The 21385-nt window shown below is 74.1% G+C and carries 21 protein-coding genes; 16 read left to right on the forward strand and 5 right to left on the reverse strand.

The window, feature by feature from the left end; genetic code table 11:
• The first annotated feature begins 9 nt into the window (after positions 1-9).
• The 6 genes from ACI79T_RS02100 (at position 10) to ACI79T_RS02125 (ending at position 7302) form a co-directional block, all read left to right on the forward strand.
• Complete coding sequence (locus ACI79T_RS02100; RefSeq protein WP_456608389.1) at positions 10-1368, forward strand: MmgE/PrpD family protein; 1359 nt, start codon at positions 10-12, stop codon at positions 1366-1368.
• Positions 1369-1400: 32 nt separating this feature from the next.
• Entirely contained in the window at positions 1401-2042 is a 642-nt protein-coding gene (locus ACI79T_RS02105) for an aspartate/glutamate racemase family protein (protein WP_456608390.1), read from the forward strand.
• Positions 2039-3457: an FAD-dependent oxidoreductase gene (locus ACI79T_RS02110; RefSeq protein WP_456608391.1), complete on the forward strand. Its 1419-nt coding sequence runs from the start codon at positions 2039-2041 to the stop codon at positions 3455-3457. Before ACI79T_RS02105 ends, ACI79T_RS02110 begins: the two co-directional genes overlap by 4 nt.
• Positions 3454-4929: a dihydroorotase gene (locus ACI79T_RS02115; RefSeq protein ID WP_456608392.1), complete on the forward strand. Its 1476-nt coding sequence runs from the start codon at positions 3454-3456 to the stop codon at positions 4927-4929. The genes ACI79T_RS02110 and ACI79T_RS02115 overlap by 4 nt, the downstream gene beginning before the upstream one ends.
• Positions 4930-5083: 154 nt before the next feature.
• Positions 5084-5566, forward strand: coding sequence for a MarR family winged helix-turn-helix transcriptional regulator (locus ACI79T_RS02120; RefSeq protein WP_456608393.1), 483 nt, complete (start codon positions 5084-5086; stop codon positions 5564-5566).
• Between the two features lie 53 nt (positions 5567-5619).
• Entirely contained in the window at positions 5620-7302 is a 1683-nt protein-coding gene (locus tag ACI79T_RS02125; RefSeq protein WP_456608394.1) for an MFS transporter, read from the forward strand.
• Positions 7303-7374: 72 nt separating this feature from the next.
• Here the strand turns inward: ACI79T_RS02125 and ACI79T_RS02130 are convergent, their stop codons facing one another.
• Together ACI79T_RS02130 and ACI79T_RS02135 are read right to left on the reverse strand one after the other, a co-directional pair.
• Complete coding sequence (locus ACI79T_RS02130) at positions 7375-7812, reverse strand: OsmC family protein (RefSeq protein WP_456608395.1); 438 nt, start codon at positions 7810-7812, stop codon at positions 7375-7377.
• A gap of 77 nt (positions 7813-7889) precedes the next feature.
• On the reverse strand, positions 7890-8366 hold the full coding sequence (locus ACI79T_RS02135; protein ID WP_456608396.1) for a MarR family winged helix-turn-helix transcriptional regulator: 477 nt from the start codon (positions 8364-8366) through the stop codon (positions 7890-7892).
• 184 nt (positions 8367-8550) lie between these two features.
• On the opposite strand from ACI79T_RS02135, the gene clpB reads away from it, so the two are divergent.
• Together clpB and ACI79T_RS02145 are read left to right on the forward strand one after the other, a co-directional pair.
• Positions 8551-11169: an ATP-dependent chaperone ClpB gene (clpB, locus tag ACI79T_RS02140; RefSeq protein WP_456608397.1), complete on the forward strand. Its 2619-nt coding sequence runs from the start codon at positions 8551-8553 to the stop codon at positions 11167-11169.
• A 111-nt stretch (positions 11170-11280) separates the two neighbouring features.
• Positions 11281-12024 carry a hypothetical protein gene (locus ACI79T_RS02145; protein WP_456608398.1) on the forward strand — a complete coding sequence of 248 codons (744 nt, stop codon included), beginning with the start codon at positions 11281-11283 and terminating at the stop codon, positions 12022-12024.
• Here ACI79T_RS02145 and ACI79T_RS02150 read toward each other — a convergent pair whose 3' ends face one another.
• Positions 12025-12504 (reverse strand): hypothetical protein, encoded by a 480-nt coding sequence (locus ACI79T_RS02150; RefSeq protein ID WP_456608399.1) that lies wholly within the window; start codon positions 12502-12504, stop codon positions 12025-12027. It abuts the gene before it with no gap.
• A 152-nt stretch (positions 12505-12656) separates the two neighbouring features.
• Between ACI79T_RS02150 and ACI79T_RS02155 the strand changes: the two genes are divergently transcribed.
• The 8 genes from ACI79T_RS02155 to ACI79T_RS02190 all read left to right on the forward strand — a co-directional run bounded on the left by ACI79T_RS02155 (position 12657) and on the right by ACI79T_RS02190 (position 19373).
• Positions 12657-13307 (forward strand): fasciclin domain-containing protein, encoded by a 651-nt coding sequence (locus tag ACI79T_RS02155; RefSeq protein WP_456608400.1) that lies wholly within the window; start codon positions 12657-12659, stop codon positions 13305-13307.
• A gap of 73 nt (positions 13308-13380) precedes the next feature.
• The gene (gene pyrE / locus ACI79T_RS02160; protein ID WP_456608401.1) at positions 13381-13935 is read left to right on the forward strand and encodes an orotate phosphoribosyltransferase; all 555 of its coding nucleotides are present in this window, start codon (positions 13381-13383) and stop codon (positions 13933-13935) included.
• Positions 13936-14051: 116 nt separating this feature from the next.
• The gene (locus ACI79T_RS02165; protein ID WP_456608402.1) at positions 14052-15467 is read left to right on the forward strand and encodes an FAD-binding oxidoreductase; all 1416 of its coding nucleotides are present in this window, start codon (positions 14052-14054) and stop codon (positions 15465-15467) included.
• On the forward strand, positions 15464-16816 hold the full coding sequence (locus ACI79T_RS02170; protein WP_456608403.1) for an FAD-dependent oxidoreductase: 1353 nt from the start codon (positions 15464-15466) through the stop codon (positions 16814-16816). The genes ACI79T_RS02165 and ACI79T_RS02170 overlap by 4 nt, the downstream gene beginning before the upstream one ends.
• A gap of 3 nt (positions 16817-16819) precedes the next feature.
• The gene (locus ACI79T_RS02175; RefSeq protein WP_456608404.1) at positions 16820-17455 is read left to right on the forward strand and encodes a pentapeptide repeat-containing protein; all 636 of its coding nucleotides are present in this window, start codon (positions 16820-16822) and stop codon (positions 17453-17455) included.
• Between the two features lie 151 nt (positions 17456-17606).
• The gene (gene fbaA, locus ACI79T_RS02180; protein ID WP_456608405.1) at positions 17607-18641 is read left to right on the forward strand and encodes a class II fructose-bisphosphate aldolase; all 1035 of its coding nucleotides are present in this window, start codon (positions 17607-17609) and stop codon (positions 18639-18641) included.
• A gap of 4 nt (positions 18642-18645) precedes the next feature.
• Positions 18646-19068, forward strand: a complete 423-nt coding sequence (locus ACI79T_RS02185) for a DUF3151 domain-containing protein (protein WP_456608406.1) — start codon at positions 18646-18648, stop codon at positions 19066-19068.
• Between the two features lie 155 nt (positions 19069-19223).
• Positions 19224-19373, forward strand: coding sequence for a GPGG-motif small membrane protein (locus ACI79T_RS02190; protein WP_456608407.1), 150 nt, complete (start codon positions 19224-19226; stop codon positions 19371-19373).
• A gap of 41 nt (positions 19374-19414) precedes the next feature.
• On the opposite strand, the gene ACI79T_RS02195 is transcribed toward ACI79T_RS02190, so the two are convergent.
• Both ACI79T_RS02195 and ACI79T_RS02200 read right to left on the reverse strand, forming a co-directional pair.
• Entirely contained in the window at positions 19415-20254 is an 840-nt protein-coding gene (locus tag ACI79T_RS02195; RefSeq protein WP_456608408.1) for an ATP-binding cassette domain-containing protein, read from the reverse strand.
• Complete coding sequence (locus ACI79T_RS02200) at positions 20251-21342, reverse strand: ABC transporter permease (RefSeq protein WP_456608409.1); 1092 nt, start codon at positions 21340-21342, stop codon at positions 20251-20253. The genes ACI79T_RS02195 and ACI79T_RS02200 overlap by 4 nt, the downstream gene beginning before the upstream one ends.
• Positions 21343-21385 lie beyond the last annotated feature (43 nt).

Below are 21385 nucleotides of genomic sequence, written 5' to 3' on the forward strand. Positions count from 1 at the left end.
GGAGCACCGGTGACGGCGGCGGCGGTCCGCTCGTCCGCCGACGAGGCGCGCGAGGCCACGCAGGCCCTCGGGCAGTGGGTCGCGGAGCTGCAGTGGGCCGACGTCCCGGCCGACGCACGCGAGCGGCTGTCGCTGGTGCTGCTGGACTCCCTCGGGGTCACGGTGCTGGGAGCCCGTCAGCCCGAGCAGCGGGCCCTCGTGGCCGCGTGGCGTCCCGGGGCCGGGCCGGCACCGCTGGTCGGCGGCGGGCTCAGCACGACGGTCGAGGCCGCCGCCTGGCTGAACGCGAGCGCGCTGGTGCGGCTCGAGCTCGACGAGGGCCACAAGTACGCCAAGGGGCATCCCGGGGCGCACGGGCTCCCCGCGGTCCTGGCGCTCGCGGCCGACCTGCACGCCTCCGGTCCGGACACCGCCGCGGCGCTGATGGCCGCGTACGAGGTGGCCGCCCGCTTCGGCCGGGCCACCCGGCTGCGCCCGGGCATGCACCCGCACGGCAGCTGGGGCGTCGCCGGGGCCGCCGCGGGGTGCGCCCGGCTGCTCGGCCTCGGGGCCGACCAGGTGGCCGCGGCCATCGACACCGGGGCGGGCATGCCCGTCGCCGGTCACTTCGACTCCGCCCTCGACGGCAACCCCGTCCGGGACGCGTGGATGTCGGCATCCAACGTCTCGGGGCTCGCCGCGGCCCGGATGGCCGCGGCCGGCATCGCCCGCAACACCGGGACGGCGGCCCGCTCGCTGGGGGAGCTGCTCGGCTCCTTCGACGCCGCCGTCCTGACCGAGGCACTGGGCGAGCGCTGGGACGTGCGGCACGGCTACTTCAAGCGGCACGCGTCGTGCTCGTTCACCCACCCGGTGGCCGACGCGGTGCTCCGGCTGCGCCCGGAGCTCGACGACCCGGCGGCGGTCGACGAGGTCGTCGTCGAGACGCACTCGCTGGCCGCGGGCCTGGACCGCACCTCCTGGGACTCGCGCCTGGGCGCGCTGTTCAGCGTGCCGTTCGTGGTGGCCGCCGCGCTGGTCCACGGGTCCGTCGACCCGGCGGCCTCGGCCGCCGACGCGCGCAGCGACGCCCGGGTCACCCGCCTCGCCGGCCGGGTCCGGGTGGTGCGGGCCGACGACCTGGACGCCCGGCTGCCCGACGAGCGCGCCGCCCGGGTGACCGTCCGGACCGCCGGGCGCGAGCTCGCGCTGGAGGTCCCCAACCCCGTGGGGGACGCCGCCTACCACCCGTTCGCCGAGGCCGAGGTCCTGGCGCTGCTGTCCGCCCTGCTCGCGGACGACGCGGTGGTGGCCACCGTCCGCGACGTCGCCGCCGGCCTGCCGGACGCCTCCGACGTCGCCCCGCTGCTCGGGCGGCTGGCCGGATGACCCGCCCGACCGACCCGTCCCTGAGGAGCTCCGTGCGCATCTTCGCCGTCACCCCGATCCACGTCCCCGCCGGGGAGCTGGCCCGCCGCCAGGCGCGCTACGACGCGCTGTGCCCACCGGGCCTGACCGTCGAGCTGCACGACATCGGGGTCGAGGCGCCGCACGCCCTGGACACCGAGCAGCAGGTGCGGGACAGCGAGGGCATGGTGACCGAGGCGCTGCGCCGGGCGCCGGACGAGGCCGACGCGCTGCTGCCCGACTGCGTGCTCGACCCGGGCGTGCCCGCGCTGGCCGGGCAGCTGGACCGCCCCGTCTTCGGCCTGCTGCGGACCAGCATGACGTGGAGCGCGCTCGCCGGGCGCTCCGTGGGTGCGGTGACCCGCAACCGGCCGATCGCCGACGAGCTCGCCCGGCAGGTCGACGTCTACGGCCTGGGCAGCTCCTTCACCGGCGTGGAGGTCCTGGACCTCGACGTCGACGCCATCCACCAGGCCGACCGCTGGGCCGCTTCGCTGGAGGCGGTGGTCGGCCGCATGGGCCGGGCCGGCGCCGGCGACCTGGTGAACGGCTGCAGCGCTGTCGACCTGCCGGCGGAGGCGGCGGCCTGGCCGGTGCGCGTGGTCGACCCGACCGCCCTGGCCCTCCGGCTGATCGCGGCGGGGGAGGCGGCGTGAGCGACACCGGACCCGACCTGGTCGTCGCGGGCGCCGGCGGCGGCCTGGCGGCCGCCCTGCGGGCGGCGCAGCACGGGCTGGACGTGCTGGTCGTCGAGGTCAGCGAGCACTTCCGCCGCGGCAACAACACCTCGATGTCGACGGCGATGATCCCGGGCGCCGGGTCCCGCTTCCAGCGCGAGGCCGGCATCGACGACTCGCCGGAGCTCTTCGTCGAGGACGTCCTGCGCAAGACGAAGGGGCAGGCCGACCAGCGGTTGGCGCGCACCCTCGCCGAGGTGAGCGCGCCGCTGGTCGAGTGGCTGGCCGACGACGTGGCCCTGCCGCTCGCGCTGGTCACCGACTTCCACTACCCCGGGCACAGCGCAGACCGCTGCCACACCATCGAGGGCCGGCACGGCACGGTCCTGCTCGACCACCTGGTCGCCGCGGTGAAGGCCGAGGAGCGGATCGACCTGCTCGTCCCGGCCAAGCTGGTGGACGTGCTCCTCGACGACGAGGGCCGGGTGCGCGCGGCGGTCATCGAGACGCCCGACGGCGCCACCGAGGAGGTCGAGACGCCGGCGGTGCTGCTGGCGACGAACGGCTACGGCGCCGACCGCGAGCTCGTCGGCCGCCACCTCCCGGAGATCGCCGACGCGGTCTACCACGGCAGCGAGGCCTCCCGCGGGGACGCGCTGCGCATCGGCACCGGGCTCGGGGCGGAGACCGCGTACCTCGACGCCTACCAGGGGCACGGCGCGCTGGCGGCCCGGTCCTCGACGCTGGTGGGCTGGGCGACGGTCATGCACGGGGCGGTGATCGTCGGGCAGGACGGGCGGCGCTTCGGGAACGAGACCTCCGGCTACTCCGAGTACGCCTCGGTCATCGCCCAGCAGCCCGGCGCGACGGCCTGGATCGTCCTGGACCAGCGGATCCACGACGCCTGCCTGCCCTTCACCGATTTCCGGCAGACGATCGAGGGCGGCGCCCTTGTGTGGGCCGACGACGTCGCCGGGCTGGCCGCGGCCACCGGGCTGCCCGCCGACGCGCTGGCCGACGAGCTCGCCGCCTCCGCCGCCCTGGCGCGCGGGGAGACCGACGACCGGTTCGGCCGGACCTTCTTCGAGGCCGAGCTCGCCCCGCCGCTGGCCGCCGTGCGCGTCGTGCCGGCGCTGTTCCACACCCAGGGCGGTCTCGTCGTCGACGAGCACGCCCGCGTCACCCGCACCGACGGCTCGGTCATCCCCGGGCTCTACGCGTCCGGTGGCGCTGCGGCCGGGATCTCCGGTCACGGCGCCGCCGGTTACCTGGCCGGCAACGGCCTGCTGCCCGCACTGGGCCTGGCCTACCTGGCCGCCGACCACGTGGCCGCCGGCCGCGGGGCGTCGGCTCCCGGGCACGCCGCCATCACCTCCGAGGAAGGAACCGCATGACCCGCCTCCAGACCCTTGTGAAGAACGTGACGGTCGTCCGACCGGACGTTCCCGGCGCCGAGGACGGCGAGGCCCTCGACCTCGGCGTCGTCGACGGGAAGTTCGTCCGGGTCGAGCGCGACATCCCCGCGGCGGACGCGGACGTGGTCGTGGACGGCCGTGGCCGGGTGGCCTTCCCCGGCGTGGTCGACGCCCACCAGCACTGGGGCATCTACAACCCGCTGGGCGAGGACGCGGAGACCGAGAGCCGGGCCAGCGCCCAGGGCGGCGTCACCACCGGGCTGACCTACATGCGCACCGGGCAGTACTACCTGAACGAGGGCGGGCCGTACCGCGAGTTCTTCCCGAAGGTGCTGGCCGCCTCCGAGGGTCGCTCCTACATCGACTACGCGTTCCACCTGGCGCCGATGTCGAAGCAGCACATCGGTGAGATCCCGGCGCTGATCGAGGAGTTCGGCGTCACCTCGTTCAAGATCTTCATGTTCTACGGCGGGCACGGCCTGCACGGCGCCTCGTCCGACCAGAGCTCGTTCCTGATGATCCCGCCGGACGAGCGCTACGACCTGGCGCACTTCGAGTTCGTCATGCGCGGCATCCAGGAGGCGCGCGAGAAGCTGGCCGAGCACGCGCCGCACGTCTCGCTGTCCCTGCACTGCGAGACGGCGGAGATCATGACCGCCTACACCAAGCTGGTGCAGGCCGAGGGCACCCTGCAGGGGCTGGCCGCGTACAGCGCCTCGCGGCCGCCGCACTCCGAGGGCCTGGCGATCACGATCGCGTCCTTCCTGGCCGACGAGACGCAGCTGCCGAGCATCAACCTGCTGCACCTGTCCTCGCGCAAGGCCCTGACCGCCGCCCTGCGGATGGCGAAGGTCTTCCCGCACGTGGACTTCCGCCGCGAGGTCACGATCGGGCACCTGCTGGCCGACATCGACACCGCCCACGGGCTCGGCGGCAAGGTGAACCCGCCGCTGCGGCCGCGGGAGGACGTCGAGGCGCTGTGGGAGCACCTGCTCGCCGGCGACATCGACTGGGTCGTCAGCGACCACGCCTGCTGCAAGGACGAGAAGAAGTTCGGCGAGCCGCGGGACGACATCTTCGCGGCGAAGTCCGGCTTCGGCGGGGCGGAGTACCTGCTCCCGGGCCTGGTGAGCGAGGGGCGTCGCCGTGGCCTGTCCTACCGGCGGATCGCCGAGCTCACGTCCTGGAACCCGGCCCAGCGGTACGGGCTGCCGGGCAAGGGGACCATCGGGGTCGGGTACGACGCCGACTTCTGCCTGGTCGACCCGTCGGCGACCTGGACCGTGCAGGCCGAGAAGTCGGAGTCGACCCAGGAGTACACGCCCTTCGAGGGCTTCGAGCTCGGGGCCCGGGTGACCGACACCTGGGTGCGCGGCAACCAGGTGCTCGCCGACGGCTCCGTCACCGGCCGGCCGGCCGGCCGCTACCTGCACCGCCCGTACACCCGCTGACCGCAGCACGCCCCGCCGGCGATGCCCGGATCCCCGCACGGGGGTCCGGGCATCGCCGCGTCCGGGGCTGCGTGACGAGGGTTACCGTTGCAGACCGCAACCAAGTGGGCGTATGGTTTCGGTCTACAAGCAGTTGCACCCCTAGGACGTCGTCATGCCCCCCACCCCCGCCACCCGGGAACGCCTCGTGGCGAGCGTCGCCCAGCTCATCCGTGCCGGACGGCACCTGAGCTCGCGCGCCGCCGCCCAGCTGCACGGCGACCTGCCGTCGTTCGGCTGGCCCCTGCTCCTCCCGCTCGAGCGCGACGGCGACCTGCGCTGCAGCGCCCTGGCCGGCCTGGCCGGCATCGACGCCTCCGTCGCCAGCCGGCAGCTGGCCGCCCTGGAACGGGCCGGCTACCTGCTCCGCCGCCCGGATCCGCGCGACGGCCGGGCCACCCTCTTCCACCTCACCGACCGGGGGGCCGACGCGCTGGCCACCTCGCGCGCGCTCCGGTCGGAGTGGGCGCAGACCGCCCTCGGCGACTGGGACGAGGACGACGCGCAGCGCCTCGCCGGCCTGCTCGAGCGACTGGTCGGGGACCTCGACGTCGCGGGCACCCACCCGCGCCCGGTCCCCGCGGCGGCCGTCGGATGACCGCCCGGCCCCCGCGCCCTCCCCAGCCCGCACCAGCACCGTCCAGGAGTTCCGTGAGCACCGTCCAGACCGCAGCCGCCGAGGCGCCCGTCGAGCAGCAGGGGAGGATGACGCACCGCCAGGTGCTGGAGGCGCTCTCCGGCATGTTGCTGGCGATGTTCGTGGCGTTCCTGTCCTCGACAGTCGTCTCCAACGCGCTGCCGACGATCATCACCGAGCTGCGGGGCACGCAGAACCAGTACACCTGGGTGATCACGGCGACCCTGCTGGCGTCCACGGCGTCCACGCCCATCTGGGGCAAGCTCTCGGACCTGTTCAGCAAGAAGCTGCTGATCCAGCTGTCGATCGTCATCTTCATCGTCGGGTCGATGCTGGCCGGGCTCGCCCAGTCGGTGGACACCCTGATCGCCTGGCGGGTGCTCCAGGGCCTGGGTCTCGGCGGCCTGCAGGCGCTGGTGCAGATCGCGATGGCCGCGATGATCAGCCCGCGCGAGCGCGGCCGCTACTCCGGTCTCCTGGGTGGGGTCATGGCGGTCGCGACCGTCGGCGGCCCGCTGCTCGGCGGCCTGCTGGTCGACACCAGCTGGCTCGGCTGGCGCTGGTGCTTCTACGTCGGCGTGCCGTTCGCCGCCGTCGCCCTGGTGCTGCTGCAGCGCACGCTGAACCTGCCGGTCACCAAGCGGGACGTGACGATCGACTACCTCGGTGCCGCGTTCCTCACCGCCGGCGTCTCCGGGCTGCTCATCTGGGTCACCCTGGCCGGCGGCAGCTTCGGGTGGGCCTCCGTGGAGACGGCGTTCTTCCTCGGGGGTTCGGTGCTCGCGATCGTGGCCTTCCTGGTCACCGAGGTGCGCGCCGCGGAGCCGATCGTGCCGCTGCGGCTCTTCCGGGACCGCACGACCACCCTGGCGATCATCGCCAGCGTCGCCGTCGGCGTCGCGATGTTCGGCTCGACGGTCTTCCTGGGCCAGTACCTGCAGATCTCCCGCGGCTACTCACCCACCGAGGCCGGCCTGCTGACGATCCCGATGGTCGGCGGCCTGCTGATCTCCTCCACCGTGTCCGGGCTGCTGATCACCCGGTTCGGTCGCTGGAAGGTCTTCCTCGCGGCGGGCTCGATCCTCGTCGTGACCGGCTTCGGGCTGCTCGCCACCATCGACCACGAGACCGACATGGTGCTGCTGAGCGGCTTCCTCTTCGTGCTCGGCACCGGGATCGGCATGAGCATGCAGAACCTCGTGCTGGCGGTGCAGAACACCGTCGCCGCGAGCGACCTGGGGGCGGCCAGCTCCGCGGTGGCCTTCTTCCGCAGCCTCGGCGGCACGGTCGGCGTCTCGGTGCTCGGCGCGGTGCTGAGCAACCACGTCGCCGACCTGATCCGGGGTGGCCTGGCCGGCATCCCCGGTGCGGCCGAGGCCGCCGCCGCGGGCGGCGGTGACATCGGCCTGGCGAACCTCGCGGATGCGCCGGCCCCGATCCAGGACCTCATCCGCGTCTCCTACGGGGACGCGACCGGCCGGGTCTTCCTGATCTCGGCCGTCGTGGCGGTCGTCGCCGTCCTCGCCGTGCTGTTCATCCGCGAGGTCGCGCTGCGCACCGACACCGGCGACGAGCGCCAGGCGGCCGAGCGGTCGGCTCCGGTCCGCATCGACACCGACGCCATCGAGGGCCGGGACGCCGACGGCGGGCGCACCGGCGAGCCGGTGCGTGCCGGCTCCGGGCCCGCCGTCCGCTGAGCGGATCCCCCGGACGCCGACGACGGCCCGCCTCCCGAGCGGGAGGCGGGCCGTCGTCGGATCAGCCGGAGGTCAGCCCTCCAGCGCGGCGTCCAGGGTGATCTCGGTGCCGGTCAGGGCCTTGCTCACCGGGCAGCCGGCCTTCGCGGCCTGCGCGGCCTTGTCGAAGCCGCCGGCGTCGAGGCCCTCGACCTCGCCCCGCACGGTCAGCGTGATGCCGGTGATGGCCGGGGCCCCGTCCCGCTGGCCGAGCGTCACGTCGGCGGAGACCTCGAGGGACTGCGGCGTGCCGCCGGCCTTGCCGATCTCGCTGGACAGCGCCATCGCGAAGCAGGCCGAGTGGGCCGCGGCGATGAGCTCCTCGGGGCTCGTGGTGCCCCCGGCCTCGTCGGCGGTGCGCTTGGGGAAGGACACCTCGTAGGTGCCGACCTTCGAGCTGGAGAGCTCGACCTGTCCCGAGCCCTCCTGGAGGGTGCCGTTCCAGGCGGTGCGAGCGGTACGAGTGGGCATGTGCGCCCCTTCCGGGCCGTGGCCGCCTCTGGCTCGGGCGGCGCCGTGGGCGTCCTCCTACCCGCCCGGCGGCAGCCCTACCGTCCGGCCTCGGCTGCGTCCCCGGTGGCCGCGGTGCCGTTGACCCGGTCGGTGAGCAGCCGGAGCCGGGACTTCAGGTCGTCGAACTCGCCTGCGTCGAAGCCGATCGCGCCGATCATCTCCTCGGAGATGGCCTCGGCCTTGTCCTGCATCGCCCGCCCGGCGTCGGTGAGGGCGATCGCGACCGACCGCTCGTCCTCGACCCGGCGGTGCCGGGTGACCAGCCCGGCGGCGGTGAGCCGCTTGAGCAGGGGCGACAGGGTGCCGCTGTCCAGGGCGAGCCGGGAGCCCAGCTGGCCGACCGTCTGGTTGTCCTGCTCCCAGAGCAGCAGCATGACCAGGTACTGCGGATAGGTCAGACCGATCGCATCGAGCATGGGGCGGTACCGCGCGGTCACGGCCCGGGAGGCTGCGTACAGGGCGAAGCACAGCTGGTCGTCGAGCGCCGCGCTCGGAGCCGGCAGAGCGGTCATGCCCCGAGTCTAGGGGGCGGCGCCGCGGACGTCGGGACCTTATGCCCTTGTCCGGCCCGGACGAGGCGGGTCCGGGGACGGAGGGCGGCGTGCGGGAAGGTCCGCCGACCTGGCAGAGTTGAGCGAAACAGACTCAACCCCTGGATCGTTGCAGCAGGACAGACGCCGGCCACGGACGGACGGCGTGCCGAAGACAGGAAAGGACGTGCGCCGCAGCATGGAGAGCAAGCTCACGACCCGTTCGCAGGAGGCCGTCGCCGGTGCCCAGCGCCTGGCCGTCGGCCGGGGTCAGGCGGCCCTCGAGCCGCTGCACCTGCTCGTCGCCCTGCTGGAGCAGACCGACGGCATCGCCGGCCCGCTGCTGACCGCGGTCGGCGCCGACCCCGTCGACGTGCGCAGCAAGGCCGACGCGGCCCTGCGCCGGATGCCCAGCGTCAGCGGATCGACGGTGTCCGCCCCCTCCCCGTCGCGGGAGTTCCTGCGCGTGATCAACGCCGCGGGGGAGCAGGCGAGCGCGCTCGGTGACGAGTACGTCTCCACCGAGCACCTGCTGGTCGGCCTGGCCGGCTCCGAGGGCGAGGCGGGGGCCGTGCTGACCGGCTCCGGAGCCACGCGCGAGGCGCTGGTGGCGGCCTTCCGCACCGTCCGCGGCAACCGCAAGGTGACGACGGCCGATCCCGAGAGCACCTTCCAGGCGCTGGAGAAGTACGCCGTCGACCTCACCGAGCGGGCCCGAGAGGGGAAGATCGACCCGGTCATCGGCCGGGACACCGAGATCCGCCGCGTGGTGCAGGTCCTCTCGCGGCGGACCAAGAACAACCCGGTGCTCATCGGCGAGCCCGGCGTCGGCAAGACGGCGATCGTCGAGGGCCTGGCCCAGCGGATCGTCGCCGGCGACGTGCCCGAGAGCCTCAAGGGCAAGCGGCTGATGGCCCTGGACCTGGGCGCGATGGTGGCCGGTGCCAAGTACCGCGGTGAGTTCGAGGAGCGGCTGAAGGCCGTGCTCCAGGAGATCACCGAGGCCGAGGGCCAGGTCGTCACCTTCATCGACGAGCTGCACACCATCGTCGGGGCCGGCGCGACCGGCGACTCCGCCATGGACGCCGGCAACATGATCAAGCCGATGCTCGCCCGCGGTGAGCTGCGCATGGTCGGGGCGACGACCCTGGACGAGTACCGGGAGCACATCGAGAAGGACCCGGCCCTGGAGCGCCGCTTCCAGCAGGTCTACGTCGGCGAGCCGTCGGTCGAGGACACCATCGGCATCCTCCGCGGGCTCAAGGAGCGCTACGAGGTGCACCACGGTGTCCGGATCACCGACGGCGCGATCGTCGCCGCGGCGACCCTGTCGGACCGGTACGTCACCTCGCGGTTCCTGCCCGACAAGGCCATCGACCTGGTCGACGAGGCCGCCAGCCGGCTGCGGATGGAGATCGACAGCCGCCCCGTCGAGGTGGACGAGGTGGAGCGCGCCGTCCGCCGGCTGGAGATCGAGGAGATGGCGCTGGGCAAGGAGGACGACCCGTCGTCCCTCGAGCGGCTGGCCGCGCTCCGCGACGACCTCGCCGACAAGCGCGAGGAGCTCGCCGAGCTGACCGCCCGCTGGCAGCAGGACAAGTCCGCCATCGGCCGCATCCAGGCCATCAAGGAGGAGTTGGAGCGGCTGCGGCTCGAGGCGGAGCGGGCCGAGCGCGACGGCGACCTCGCCCGCGTGGCCGAGCTTCGCTACGGCCGGCTGCCGCAGCTGGAGAAGTCCCTGACCGAGGCCGAGCAGTCGGTCGAGACGGGCGACTCCATGCTCAAGGAGGAGGTCGGGCCCGACGACATCGCCGAGGTGGTGCAGGCCTGGACCGGCATCCCCGCGGGCCGGCTGCTGGAGGGCGAGACGCAGAAGCTGCTGCGCATGGAGGAGGGGCTGGGCGGACGGGTCGTCGGCCAGCCCGACGCCGTGCGGGCCGTGGCCGACGCGGTGCGCCGGGCGCGCTCCGGGGTCGCCGACCCCGACCGGCCCACCGGCTCGTTCCTGTTCCTCGGACCGACGGGTGTCGGCAAGACCGAGCTGGCCAAGGCGCTGGCGGAGTTCCTGTTCGACGACGAGCGCGCCATGGTGCGCGTCGACATGAGCGAGTACTCCGAGAAGCACTCGGTGGCCCGGCTGGTCGGCGCGCCCCCCGGCTACGTCGGCTACGAGGCGGGCGGGCAGCTCACCGAGGCGGTCCGGCGCCGTCCGTACACCGTCGTCCTGCTGGACGAGGTGGAGAAGGCGCACCCCGACGTCTTCGACGTCCTGCTGCAGGTGCTCGACGACGGCCGGCTGACCGACGGCCAGGGCCGGACGGTGGATTTCCGGAACACCATCCTGATCCTGACGTCGAACCTCGGCTCGCAGATCATCGCCGACCAGTCGGTGCCCGAGGACCGGCGGCGCGACGCGGTGCTCGAGGTGGTGCGGTCGCACTTCAAGCCGGAGTTCCTCAACCGGCTCGACGACGTGGTGGTCTTCCGGGCGCTCGGCACCGACGAGCTCGCCGGGATCGTCGACATCCAGGTGGGCGTCCTGGCCCGCCGGCTGGCCGCCCGCCGGCTGACCCTCGGCGTCACCGACGCGGCCCGCGAGTGGCTGGCGCTGAACGGGTTCGACCCGGTCTACGGGGCCCGGCCGCTTCGCCGGCTGGTGCAGTCGGCGATCGGTGACCAGCTGGCCAGGGCGCTGCTCGCCGGGGACATCCGGGACGGCGACGAGGTCGTCGTCGACTGGCCGGCCGACGAGCCGGACGCCGGCCTGCGGGTCACCCGCGGCTGAGGACGGGCGCGGGGCCGCTCCCGAGGGGGTGGCCCCGCGCGCCCCGCTGGTCCCGGGTGCCGCCGTCGGCCATGATCGCGACGACCACGGGGATCGAGGGACGGAGGCGCGATGACGGCGGGCCAGGGCGACCAGGAGGGCCAGCAGGGCCGGCCCGAGGAGCAGGGCGGGCAGCAGCCCGGCTGGCCTCCTCCGCCGCCGCAGGGCCAGCCGCCCTACGGACCCGGCCCCTACGGCCAGGGCCCCTACGGCCAGGGTCCGCAGGGTCACGGGCCCCAGGGGCAGGGTCAGCACCCGTACGGGCAGCAGCCGTACGGCTACGCGCCCGCCCCGGCCGCCCCGACCGGCTGGGGCCCTGACGCCCCGGCGCCCATGGAGCGCCCGCTGACGGTGCGCGCCGGGATCGGTGCCTTCCTGGCCGCGCTGGTGCTCAGCGCCGTCGGCAGCGCCGCCATGCTGCTGAACTGGGACGAGGTACTCGACTGGGCGCTCGCCCAGGAGGGGGCGGGTCTCGACGACCCCCAGCTGGAAGGCATGGACGTCGAGCAGTTCGCCGAGCTGGTCCTGCAGATCAGCATCGCCGTCGGGGTGGTGATGCTCCTCCTCCAGGCGCTGTTCCTCTGGTTCGCCTGGACCGGGCGCAACTGGGCCCGGATCGTGCTGTGGGTGCTGGGCGGGCTGATGCTGCTGTTCGCACCCTTCAGTGCCGGAGGCACCGGGCCGCTGCCGTTCGTGACCACGCTGACGTGGTTCCAGATCGCGCTCACCGCGGTCGGTGTCGTGCTGCTCGCGGCGAAGGCGTCCAACGACTGGTACCGCTACCGCAAGTGGCAGTTCGCGACCGGGCAGCGCTGATCAGGCGGTCGTCGCCCCTCCGTCGCGCCCGGCCGCCAGCCAGTCGCGCGTCGTGCGCGCCACCAGGCTGGTCGCGGCCGCGACGGACAGGACCAGGAGCAGCAGCGAGACGACGGTGACCCCACCGGCGGACAGGATCGCCGACACCAGGAGCAGGGCGAGCACGACCGACCCCGCCAGGCCGGTCCAGCGCGCCCAGGACCGGCGGGTGGCCAGCCCCCACGCCGAGACGGCGTACACCAGCCCGATGAACCCCGGGGCCGTGGTGTTGATGACCAGGTAGCGCTGGGCCTCCTCCTCGGTCAGGCCGGCCTCGGTGAGCGCCCTGACCAGGCCGTCCCACCCGAGCAGGGACACGATCACGTACAGCAGGATCAGGACGGCGAGGGCGGCCAGCAGGGCGACGGCCACCCGGACCGACGGCGGCTTGTCGGGGGTCGGGGGGCCGCTGGCGGGACGGGGGAGGGGAGAGGCCGGCACCGGCCCAGCCTGGCAGATCCGCCCGCCCGCGCCGGAGCGGCGCAGGGGCCGACGTCGAGGATTCCCCGGTTCGGGCGGATCCGGATGCGGACCCGGCCGAGAATGACCGTCGGGAGACCGGCGTCGCACGCACGAAGGACAGGAGCACCACCATGAACCGCACGCTCACCCGCGGCGTCCTGCGCACCGCCGTCGCCACCCTGACGATCACGCTCGCCGGCTGCGGCTCCGACGACCCCGCCGGGAGCAGTGCCACGCCCGACGCCGGCTCCGCGGCACCGGAGAGCTCGGTGGTGCCCGCCTCCGCCGAGCCGTTCGGCGAGAGCTGCGCGGCGGTGTTCCCCGAGGGGCCGGGCAGCTTCGCGGGCATGGGCGCCGACCCGGTCGCCACCGCGGCCGGCACCACCCCGGCGCTGTCGGCCCTGACCCAGGCCGTCCAGGCCGCCAGCCTGGTCGAGACCCTGAACACCACCGACGACATCACCGTGCTCGCGCCGGTGAACGGGGCGTTCGACGCCGTCCCGCCCGAGGTGCTCGGCCCGTTGCTGGCCGACACCGCGCAGCTCACCGCGGTGCTGACCCACCACGTCATCCCCGGCCGCCTGGCCCCGGAGGAGCTGGCGGGCACGCACATCACGGCGAGCAACGACCAGGTGACCATCGCGGGCTCCGGACAGGACTTCGCCATCGCCGCGGAGGCCACCGTCCCGGGCCAGGCGGAGGCCTCGGTGATCTGCGGCAACCTGCAGACCGCCAACGCCACCGTCTACCTCATCGACCAGGTGCTCGCCCCCACCGCCTGATCGTCGAGCCGGCCGCCGCCCGAGCGGGTTGCGGCGACGTGCCGCGATCCCGGCCCTCAGTAGGGTCGGGCGCATGACGGCTGCCCCGACCCTGCCCGACCGCGACCGGCTGCTCCAGCTCATCGTCGACCTCGCCGTGGTGCACGGGAAGGTCACGCTCTCCTCGGGGCAGGAGGCCGACTGGTACATCGACATGCGCCGGCTGACGCTGCACCACGAGGGTGCCCCGCTGGTCGGCCGGGTGATGCGCCAGCTCACCGGCGACCTGCGCTACGACGTCGTCGGCGGGCTCACCCTGGGCGCGGACCCGGTGGCCGCGGCCATGCTGCACGCCGCGGCGGCGGGCGAGGGCTTCCTCGACGCCTGCGTCGTCCGGAAGGCGGGCAAGGCGCACGGCCTGCAGCGCCGCATCGAGGGGCCCGAGGTCGACGGCCGCGCCGTCCTCGTCGTCGAGGACGTCTCCACGACCGGCGGGAGCCCGCTGGCCGCTGCGGAGGCGCTCCAGGAGGCCGGCGCCGAGGTGGTGGCGGTCGCGGTGATCGTCGACCGCGGCGGCCGCGCGGCGGTGGAGGAGGCCGGCTTCGAGTACCGGGCCGCCTTCACCCTCGCCGACCTCGGCCTCGCCTGACCCCCGTGATGATCAGGTGACCTGATCGTCTGCGGTCCTGGCTCACCACCGGTGCTGAGCCAGGACCCGGAATGATCAGGTGACCTGATCATCCTTGCGGTGGCTACGGTGTGACGGTGACCACGACGACGGCGACGTGGCTCGCCGAGCTGACCGACGCGCTGGGCGCCGACGGCGTCCGCACCGATCCCGATGTCACCGCCGGCTACGCGCGCGACCAGGCGATGCTGGCGCCCGCCGGCACCCCGGCCGCCGTGGTCTTCCCCCGGCGCACCGAGGACGTCGTCACCGTCATGCGGGTGGCGGCGCGGCACGGGATCCCGGTGGTGCCGCGCGGGGCCGGGTCGGGGCTGGCCGGGGCCAGCAACGCCGTCGACGGCGGCATCACCGTGGTGATGACCCGCATGGACGCCGTCCTGGAGGTCTCCCCGGCCGACCGGCTGGCCGTCGTCCAGCCCGGCGTGGTGAACAAGCAACTGCGCGACGCCGTCGCCGGGGCGGGGCTGTTCTACCCCCCGGACCCGTCGAGCTACGACTGGTGCACGATCGGCGGCAACCTCTCCACGAACTCCGGTGGGCTGTGCTGCGTGAAGTACGGCGTCACCACCGACTACGTGCTCGGCCTGGAGGTCGTGCTCGCCGACGGGCGGGTGCTGCGCACCGGGCGGCGCACCGTCAAGGGGGTGGCCGGCTACGACCTGGCGCGGCTGTTCGTCGGCGCGGAGGGGACGCTCGGGATCATCACCGAGGCGACCCTGGCGCTGCGCCCGGCGCCGCAGCGCCCGGTCACCCTGGCCGCCACCTTCGCCACGACGGCGCAGACCGGGCAGGTCGTCGAGCGGGTGGTCACCGCGGGGCTGGTGCCCAGCCTCATGGAGGTCATGGACAACACCTGCATCCGCGCCGTCGACGACCTCCTGAAGGCCGATCTGGACCGCAGCGCGCACGCCCTGCTCGTCGCCCAGTCCGACGCCGGGGGCGCGGCCGCCGCGGCGGAGATCGCCGCGCTCGCCGAGCTGTGCCGCGAGGCCGGCGCGGAGTTCGTGCACACCACCGAGGACCAGGCCGAGGGGGACCTGCTGCTCGCCGCCCGGCGGATGGCGCTGCCGGCCCTGGCGCAGCTCGGCAGCACCCTGATCGACGACGTCGCCGTGCCGCGGTCACGGATCGCCGCGTTCCTCGACGGCTGCGACGCCATCGCCGCGGCCCGCCGGTTGGTGATCGGCGTCGTCGGCCATGCCGGCGACGGCAACATGCACCCGACCGTCGTCTTCGACCCGGCCGACGACGACCAGCGGGCACGGGCGTTCGGCGCCTTCGACGACATCCTCGAGCTCGGGCTGGCCCTCGGCGGCACGATCACCGGCGAGCACGGGGTGGGCGTGCTCAAGGTCGACTGGCTGGAGCGCGAGATCGGCCCGGTGGCCCTGGACGTGCACCGCTCGATCAAGTCCGCGCTCGACCCGGCCGGCCTGCTGAACCCGGGCACGGTGTTCCGCAGCACGCCGGTGGGTGCCACGCTGGGGCGATGAGCAGGGAACGGTTCCTCGTCATCGGGGGCGACGCGGCGGGCATGTCGGCGGCGGCCCAGGCCCGCCGGCTGCGGAAGGCCGACGACCTGGAGATCGTCGTCCTGGAGCAGGGCGACGTCATCTCCTACTCCGCCTGCGGCATCCCGTACTGGGTGGGTGGGCAGATCGAGGACCGGGACGACCTGATCGCCCGGACGCCGGCGGAGTTCGCCGCCCGGGACATCACGGTGCACACCGGCACCCGGGCGGTCGAGATCGACGCCGGCGCCGGGAAGGTCGTCACCGACAGCGGCGAGCGGATCGGCTACGACCGGCTGCTCGTGGCCACCGGGGGGCGCCCGAACCGCCCGCCCATCCCCGGCCTGGACGCCCCGGGCGTCTTCGGCGTCCACCGGCTCGACGACGGCGCCGCCATCCGGGCCGCCCTGGACGCCGGGCCGCGCCGCGCGCTGGTGCTGGGCGGCGGCTACATCGGGCTGGAGATGGCCGAGGCCCTGCAGCGGCGCGGGCTGGAGATCACCGTCGTCCTCGCCGACCCGCTGCCGATGCAGCTGCTGGACAGCGACATGGCCGAGCGGGTGTGCGCCGGCATGGGCGCCATGGGCATGGAGATGCATCCCGACCAGGCGGTCCGCGAGATCCTGGTGGACGAGTCCGGCCGCGCGCGGGGCGTGCGCACCGACGCCGGCAGCTACGACGCCGACCTCGTCGTGCTGGGCCTGGGGATGGGCCCCGAGGTGGCGCTGGCCGAGCAGTCCGGCATCCGGCTGGGCACCACCGGCGCCATCGCCGTCGACCGCACGCAGCGCACCCGCTCGCACCCGGAGATCTACGCCGCCGGCGACTGCTCCCAGACGTTCCACCGGGTCACCGGCGAGGCCACCCACATCGCGCTGGGCACCCACGCGAACAAGCAGGGCCGGGTGGCCGGCTCGGTCATCGGCGGGCGCGCGGCTCGCTTCGCCGGGGTCCTGGGCACCGCCCTGACCAAGGTGGGCGACCTGGAGATCGGCCGCACCGGGCTGTGCACCACCGAGGCCGAGCAGGCCGGCTTCGACTACCGCACCGACACGATCGAGGCGACGACGAAGGCCGGGTACCACCCCGGCGCCGAGGAGATCGCGATCAAGCTGCTCAGCGAGGCCGGGTCGGGGCGGTTGATCGGTGCCCAGATCGTCGGCGGCCCCGGCTCGGGCAAGCGGATCGACGTGCTGGCCGCCGCCATCTGGGCGGGCATGACCGCCGAGGACCTGGCCGGCTCCGACCTCTCCTACGCGCCGCCGTTCTCGCCGACCTACGACCCGGTGGTCGTCGCCGCCCGGGTGGTCAGCCGCATCGAGCAGGGCTGAGCGGTGCCCGACCGCGTGCTGCCGCCGGCCGACGTGCGCGACGCGGACTGGTACGGCGAGGACCTCACCGGCCGGGAGCACACGGGCGTCACCTTCAGCGCGGTCGACCTCACCGAGGCCACCGGCACCGGGGTCGCCTTCACCGACTGCGCGTTCTCCGACTGCCGGTTCGCCCTGGTCGAGCTCACCGACGCCGCCTTCGCGAACTGCACCTTCACCGGCTGCTCGTTCTTCTCCGCGGCCCTCGCCGACTGCAAGCTCGTGGGGGCCGTGTTCGACCGGTGCTCCTTCGACCAGCTGACCGTCGAGGGCGGGGACTGGTCCTTCGCCGTCCTGCCCGGCGCCGACCTGCGGCGGGCGTCCTTCCGCGGCACCCGGCTGCGGGAGGCGGATCTCAGCGCGGTGCGGGCCGCCGGCGCCACGCTCCGCGACCTCGACCTGTCCGGGGCGGAGCTGCACGAGGCCGACCTCACCGGCGCGGACCTGCGCGGCAGCCACCTCCCGGCGTTCGACCCGCGCGAACTCCGGCTGACCGGGGCGCGGATCGACCTGGCACAGGCGGTGCAGGTCGCCACCGCGCTCGGGCTCCGGGTGGGGGACGACCCGGCGGACCAGCCGGCACGGAGGGGCCGGGCGTGACCACCGCGCCGGCGGGGCCCGAGCGCGTGTCGCCCGGTCGGGGCCTGCCGCGGCCCGCGGTGTGGCGGCGGGAGGGCGCGGCGGGATACTGATCGCCGTCGTCAGCACGTACAGCGCAGTACAGCCGCAACCGATGCGAGGAGTGCACCGCATGCCCATCGCCACCCCTGAGGTCTACGCCGACATGATCAGCCGGGCGAAGGAGAGCGGGTTCGCCTACCCGGCGATCAACTGCACCTCGTCGGAGACGATCAACGCGGCGCTGCGCGGCTTCGCCGACGCCGGCAGCGACGGGATCATCCAGTTCTCCACCGGGGGCGCCGAGTTCGGCTCGGGCACCCGGGTGAAGGACATGGTCACCGGCGCGGTGGCGCTGGCCGAGTTCGCGCACGTGGTGGCCGAGAAGTACCCGGTCAACGTCGCGCTGCACACCGACCACTGCCCGAAGGACAAGCTCGACAACTACGTCCGGCCGCTGATCGCCCTGTCGAAGGACCGGGTGGACGCCGGCCAGGAGCCGCTGTTCCAGTCGCACATGTGGGACGGCTCGGCGATCGAGCTGGGTGAGAACCTGGACATCGCCGAGGACCTGATGGAGAAGTCCGCGGCGGCGAAGATCGTCCTGGAACTCGAGATCGGCATCGTCGGCGGTGAGGAGGACGGCGTCGTCGCCGAGATCAACGAGAAGCTCTACACCGCCGACGGCGACTTCCTGCGCACCGCGCAGCAGCTCGGCCTGGGGGAGCGCGGCGTCTACCTGCTCGCCGCCACCTTCGGCAACGTGCACGGGGTCTACAAGCCCGGCAACGTCAAGCTGCGGCCCGACGTGCTGGAGCGCGGCCAGGCGCTGGTGGCGAAGGAGTTCGGGCTGGGCGAGGGCGCCAAGCCGTTCAACCTGGTCTTCCACGGCGGCTCGGGCTCGGCCGAGTCGGAGATCCGCGAGGCGATCTCCTACGGCGTCGTCAAGATGAACGTCGACACCGACACCCAGTACGCCTTCACCCGCCCGATCGCCGGCCACATGTTCAGCAACTACGACGGCGTGCTGAAGGTCGACGGCGAGGTCGGCAACAAGAAGGCCTACGACCCGCGCGGCTACCTCAAGGCCGCGGAGACCAGCATGGCCGCCCGCGTCGTGGAGGCCTGCGAGCACCTCCTGTCCGCCGGCCAGTCGCAGGGGGCGTGACCGCATGAGCCACTCCCACGGCAACCTGCTGGGCGAGCCGCCGGCCACCCTGCTTCCCCCGACCCCGGAGGCCGACGCCGAACTCGCCGAGGGGGCCACGCTGGCGGAGGTCGCGGCGCACCACCCGACGGTGAGCGCGGTCTGGGCCGGCCTCGCCGAGGAGGCGCTGCACCGCACCGAACGGCTGCTCGGCGACACCATCCAGGCCTACGCCTACGCCCGTACCGGTTACCACCGCGGCCTGGACGCGCTGCGCCGCAACGGCTGGAAGGGCTACGGCCCGGTGCCGTGGTCGCACGAGCCCAACCGCGGGTTCCTGCGCTGCGTCATCGTGCTGGCGGCGGCGGCCGAGGCGATCGGTGAGACCGCGGAGGCCGAGCGGTGCACCCAGCTCCTGCGCGACTGCGATCCGACGTTGACCATCTGATTGCTCACCATCGGTAACGGGCGGTCCGCGCTCAGCGGGCCGCCCGTCCGCGTCCTACCAGCACTTTCCGGCGCCGGGGTTTGGATCATGCCCTGATCGATCACTACTGAGCGTGCACGGCGCCGGGACCGGCGCCCGGAAGAGGAGACGTACTGATGCTGGAAACCCTGCTCTGGATCCTCGCCGTCGTCCTGGTGGTCGCCGGGGTCGTGGCGATCATCCGCAAGGAGATCGTCTGGGGGATCGTGCTCATCGTCGTCGGCCTGCTGGTGGGCCCGGGCGGCGTGAGCCTCTTCACCGGCTGACCGGCTCCGGGCCCCTGCCGACGGTGGGGGCCCGGAGAGGCTCAGCGCTCGCCGAGCTCCGGGTGGAGCGCGGTGAGCGCGTCGGTCAGCGTGGTCAGCTGGTCGCCGCCGGCCATCAGGGCGGTGAGGACGTCGGCGTCGACGTCGTCCCGCGTGAGGTTGCCGGCCACCTGGCCGTGCGCCAGGAGCAGGAAACGGTCGCCGATGAGGTGGGCGTAGCGCGGGTTGTTGGTGACGACGACGACCGCCAGCCCCTGGGCCCGCGCGGCGAGGATCGACTGCCCGAACAGCGTCTGCCGGGCCACCGTCATGGGCGTCACGGGCTCGTCGATGACCAGCGCCCGGGCGCCGAAGTGCAGGGCGCGGGCGACGGCGAGGCTCTGCCGCTCGCCGGCCTGCAGGGAGCTGGCCGGCTGGTCGGGGTCGAGCCCGGTGACGCCGACCCGGGCCATGGCCCGAGCGGTCGTCTCGCGGGCGCCGTCCAGGTCCAGCCGGCGCAGCGGCCACACCCCGCGGGTGGGCTCGGCGCCGAGGAAGAAGTTCCGCCAGACCGACAGCAGCGGGGCGACGGCGAGGTCCTGCCAGACGGTCGCGATCCCCACCTCGCGCGCCTGCCGGGGTGACCGGAACCGCACCAGGACGCCGTCGACGAGCAGTTCGCCCTCGTCGTGCCGGCGCAGCCCCGACAGGACCGACACCAGCGTCGACTTCCCCGAGCCGTTCTCGCCCAGCACGCAGGTGATCTCGCCGGGCACCAGCGCGGCGTTCACCCGGCTCAGCGCCGGCACGTTGCCGTGCCGGACGGTGACCCCGCGGAGCTCCACGACCGGGGTGGGGCCGGGAGCCGGGGCGCCGCCGTCGACGGCCGCGGACGTGCTCACGAGCGGGGCCGGGACTTGAGCCGCCGGCGCACCACGCCGTTGGCCAGCAGGGCCACCAGCAGCAGCACCCCCAGCAGCGCCTGGAACCAGCGGGTGTCCCAGTCGGCCAGCGTGATGCCCTCCCGGGCGACCCCGTACAGCAGCGCGCCGACGGCGGCGCCGATCGCGGAGCCGTAACCGCCGGTCAGCAGGCACCCGCCGATGACCGCGATGACGATGAAGTCGATCCCGCTGAGGATGCCCACGGTGCCGCCCGCCTGGGCGCTGCCCAGCCGCACCAGCGTGAAGGTGCCCAGCAGCCATCCCGCGGCCGCCGTGAGGCAGAAGAGCGCCACCGTCGTCCGGCGGACCGGCACGCCGAGTTCGCGCGCGGCCTGCCGGGCGCCTCCGCTGGCGAAGACGGCGTTGCCGAACTTGGTGCGCCACAGGCTCCAGGTGGCCAGCGCGGTCAGGACCAGCCACCACAGGATGGAGACGCCGAAGCGGCCGTTGCCGATCTCCACCGTCGAGTCGAACAGCGCGCTCGCCGACGACCAGCCCGGTGTCTGGTCCAGGCCGCTGACCCGGGTGGAGCCCGCGACCGCCTGGGCCCCGGCCTGGGAGGTGCCCTGCAGGATCAGGAAGGTCGCCAGCGTGACCAGGAAGCTGGGCAGGCCGGTGTTCACGACGAGGACGCCGTTGACCACCCCGACCCCCAGTGCGGCGAGCAGCGAGACCGCAAGGGCCGGCCAGGTGCTCCAGCCCGCGTTGCCGATCAGCAGCGCCGTGAGCAGCGAGCTGGAGACCGCGATCACCCCGACCGAGAGGTCGAACTGCCCGGCGATGAGCAGCAGCGCCACGGCGACGCCGCCGATGCCCAGCACGGCCGCGGTGTCGAGGACCGTGGCCAGCCCGAACGGCGACAGCAGGTCCGGCACCTGCACCACGAAGAAGGCGACCACGACCACCAGGCCGACGACGGCGGGCAGGCTCGGCCTGGCGAGCGCGCGCGCCAGGAACCGGCGACCCAGCGGCACAGGAGCCGTACGGGCGCGGAAGGCGGACGGGCGGTCGGTGATCACCGGCAGGGCGACCCGGAGGGGCGACACGGCGACCCGGAGGGGCGGCAGGACGTCGGCAGCGGGTCCTCCT

The organism is Blastococcus sp. SYSU DS0619, assembly GCF_054051035.1.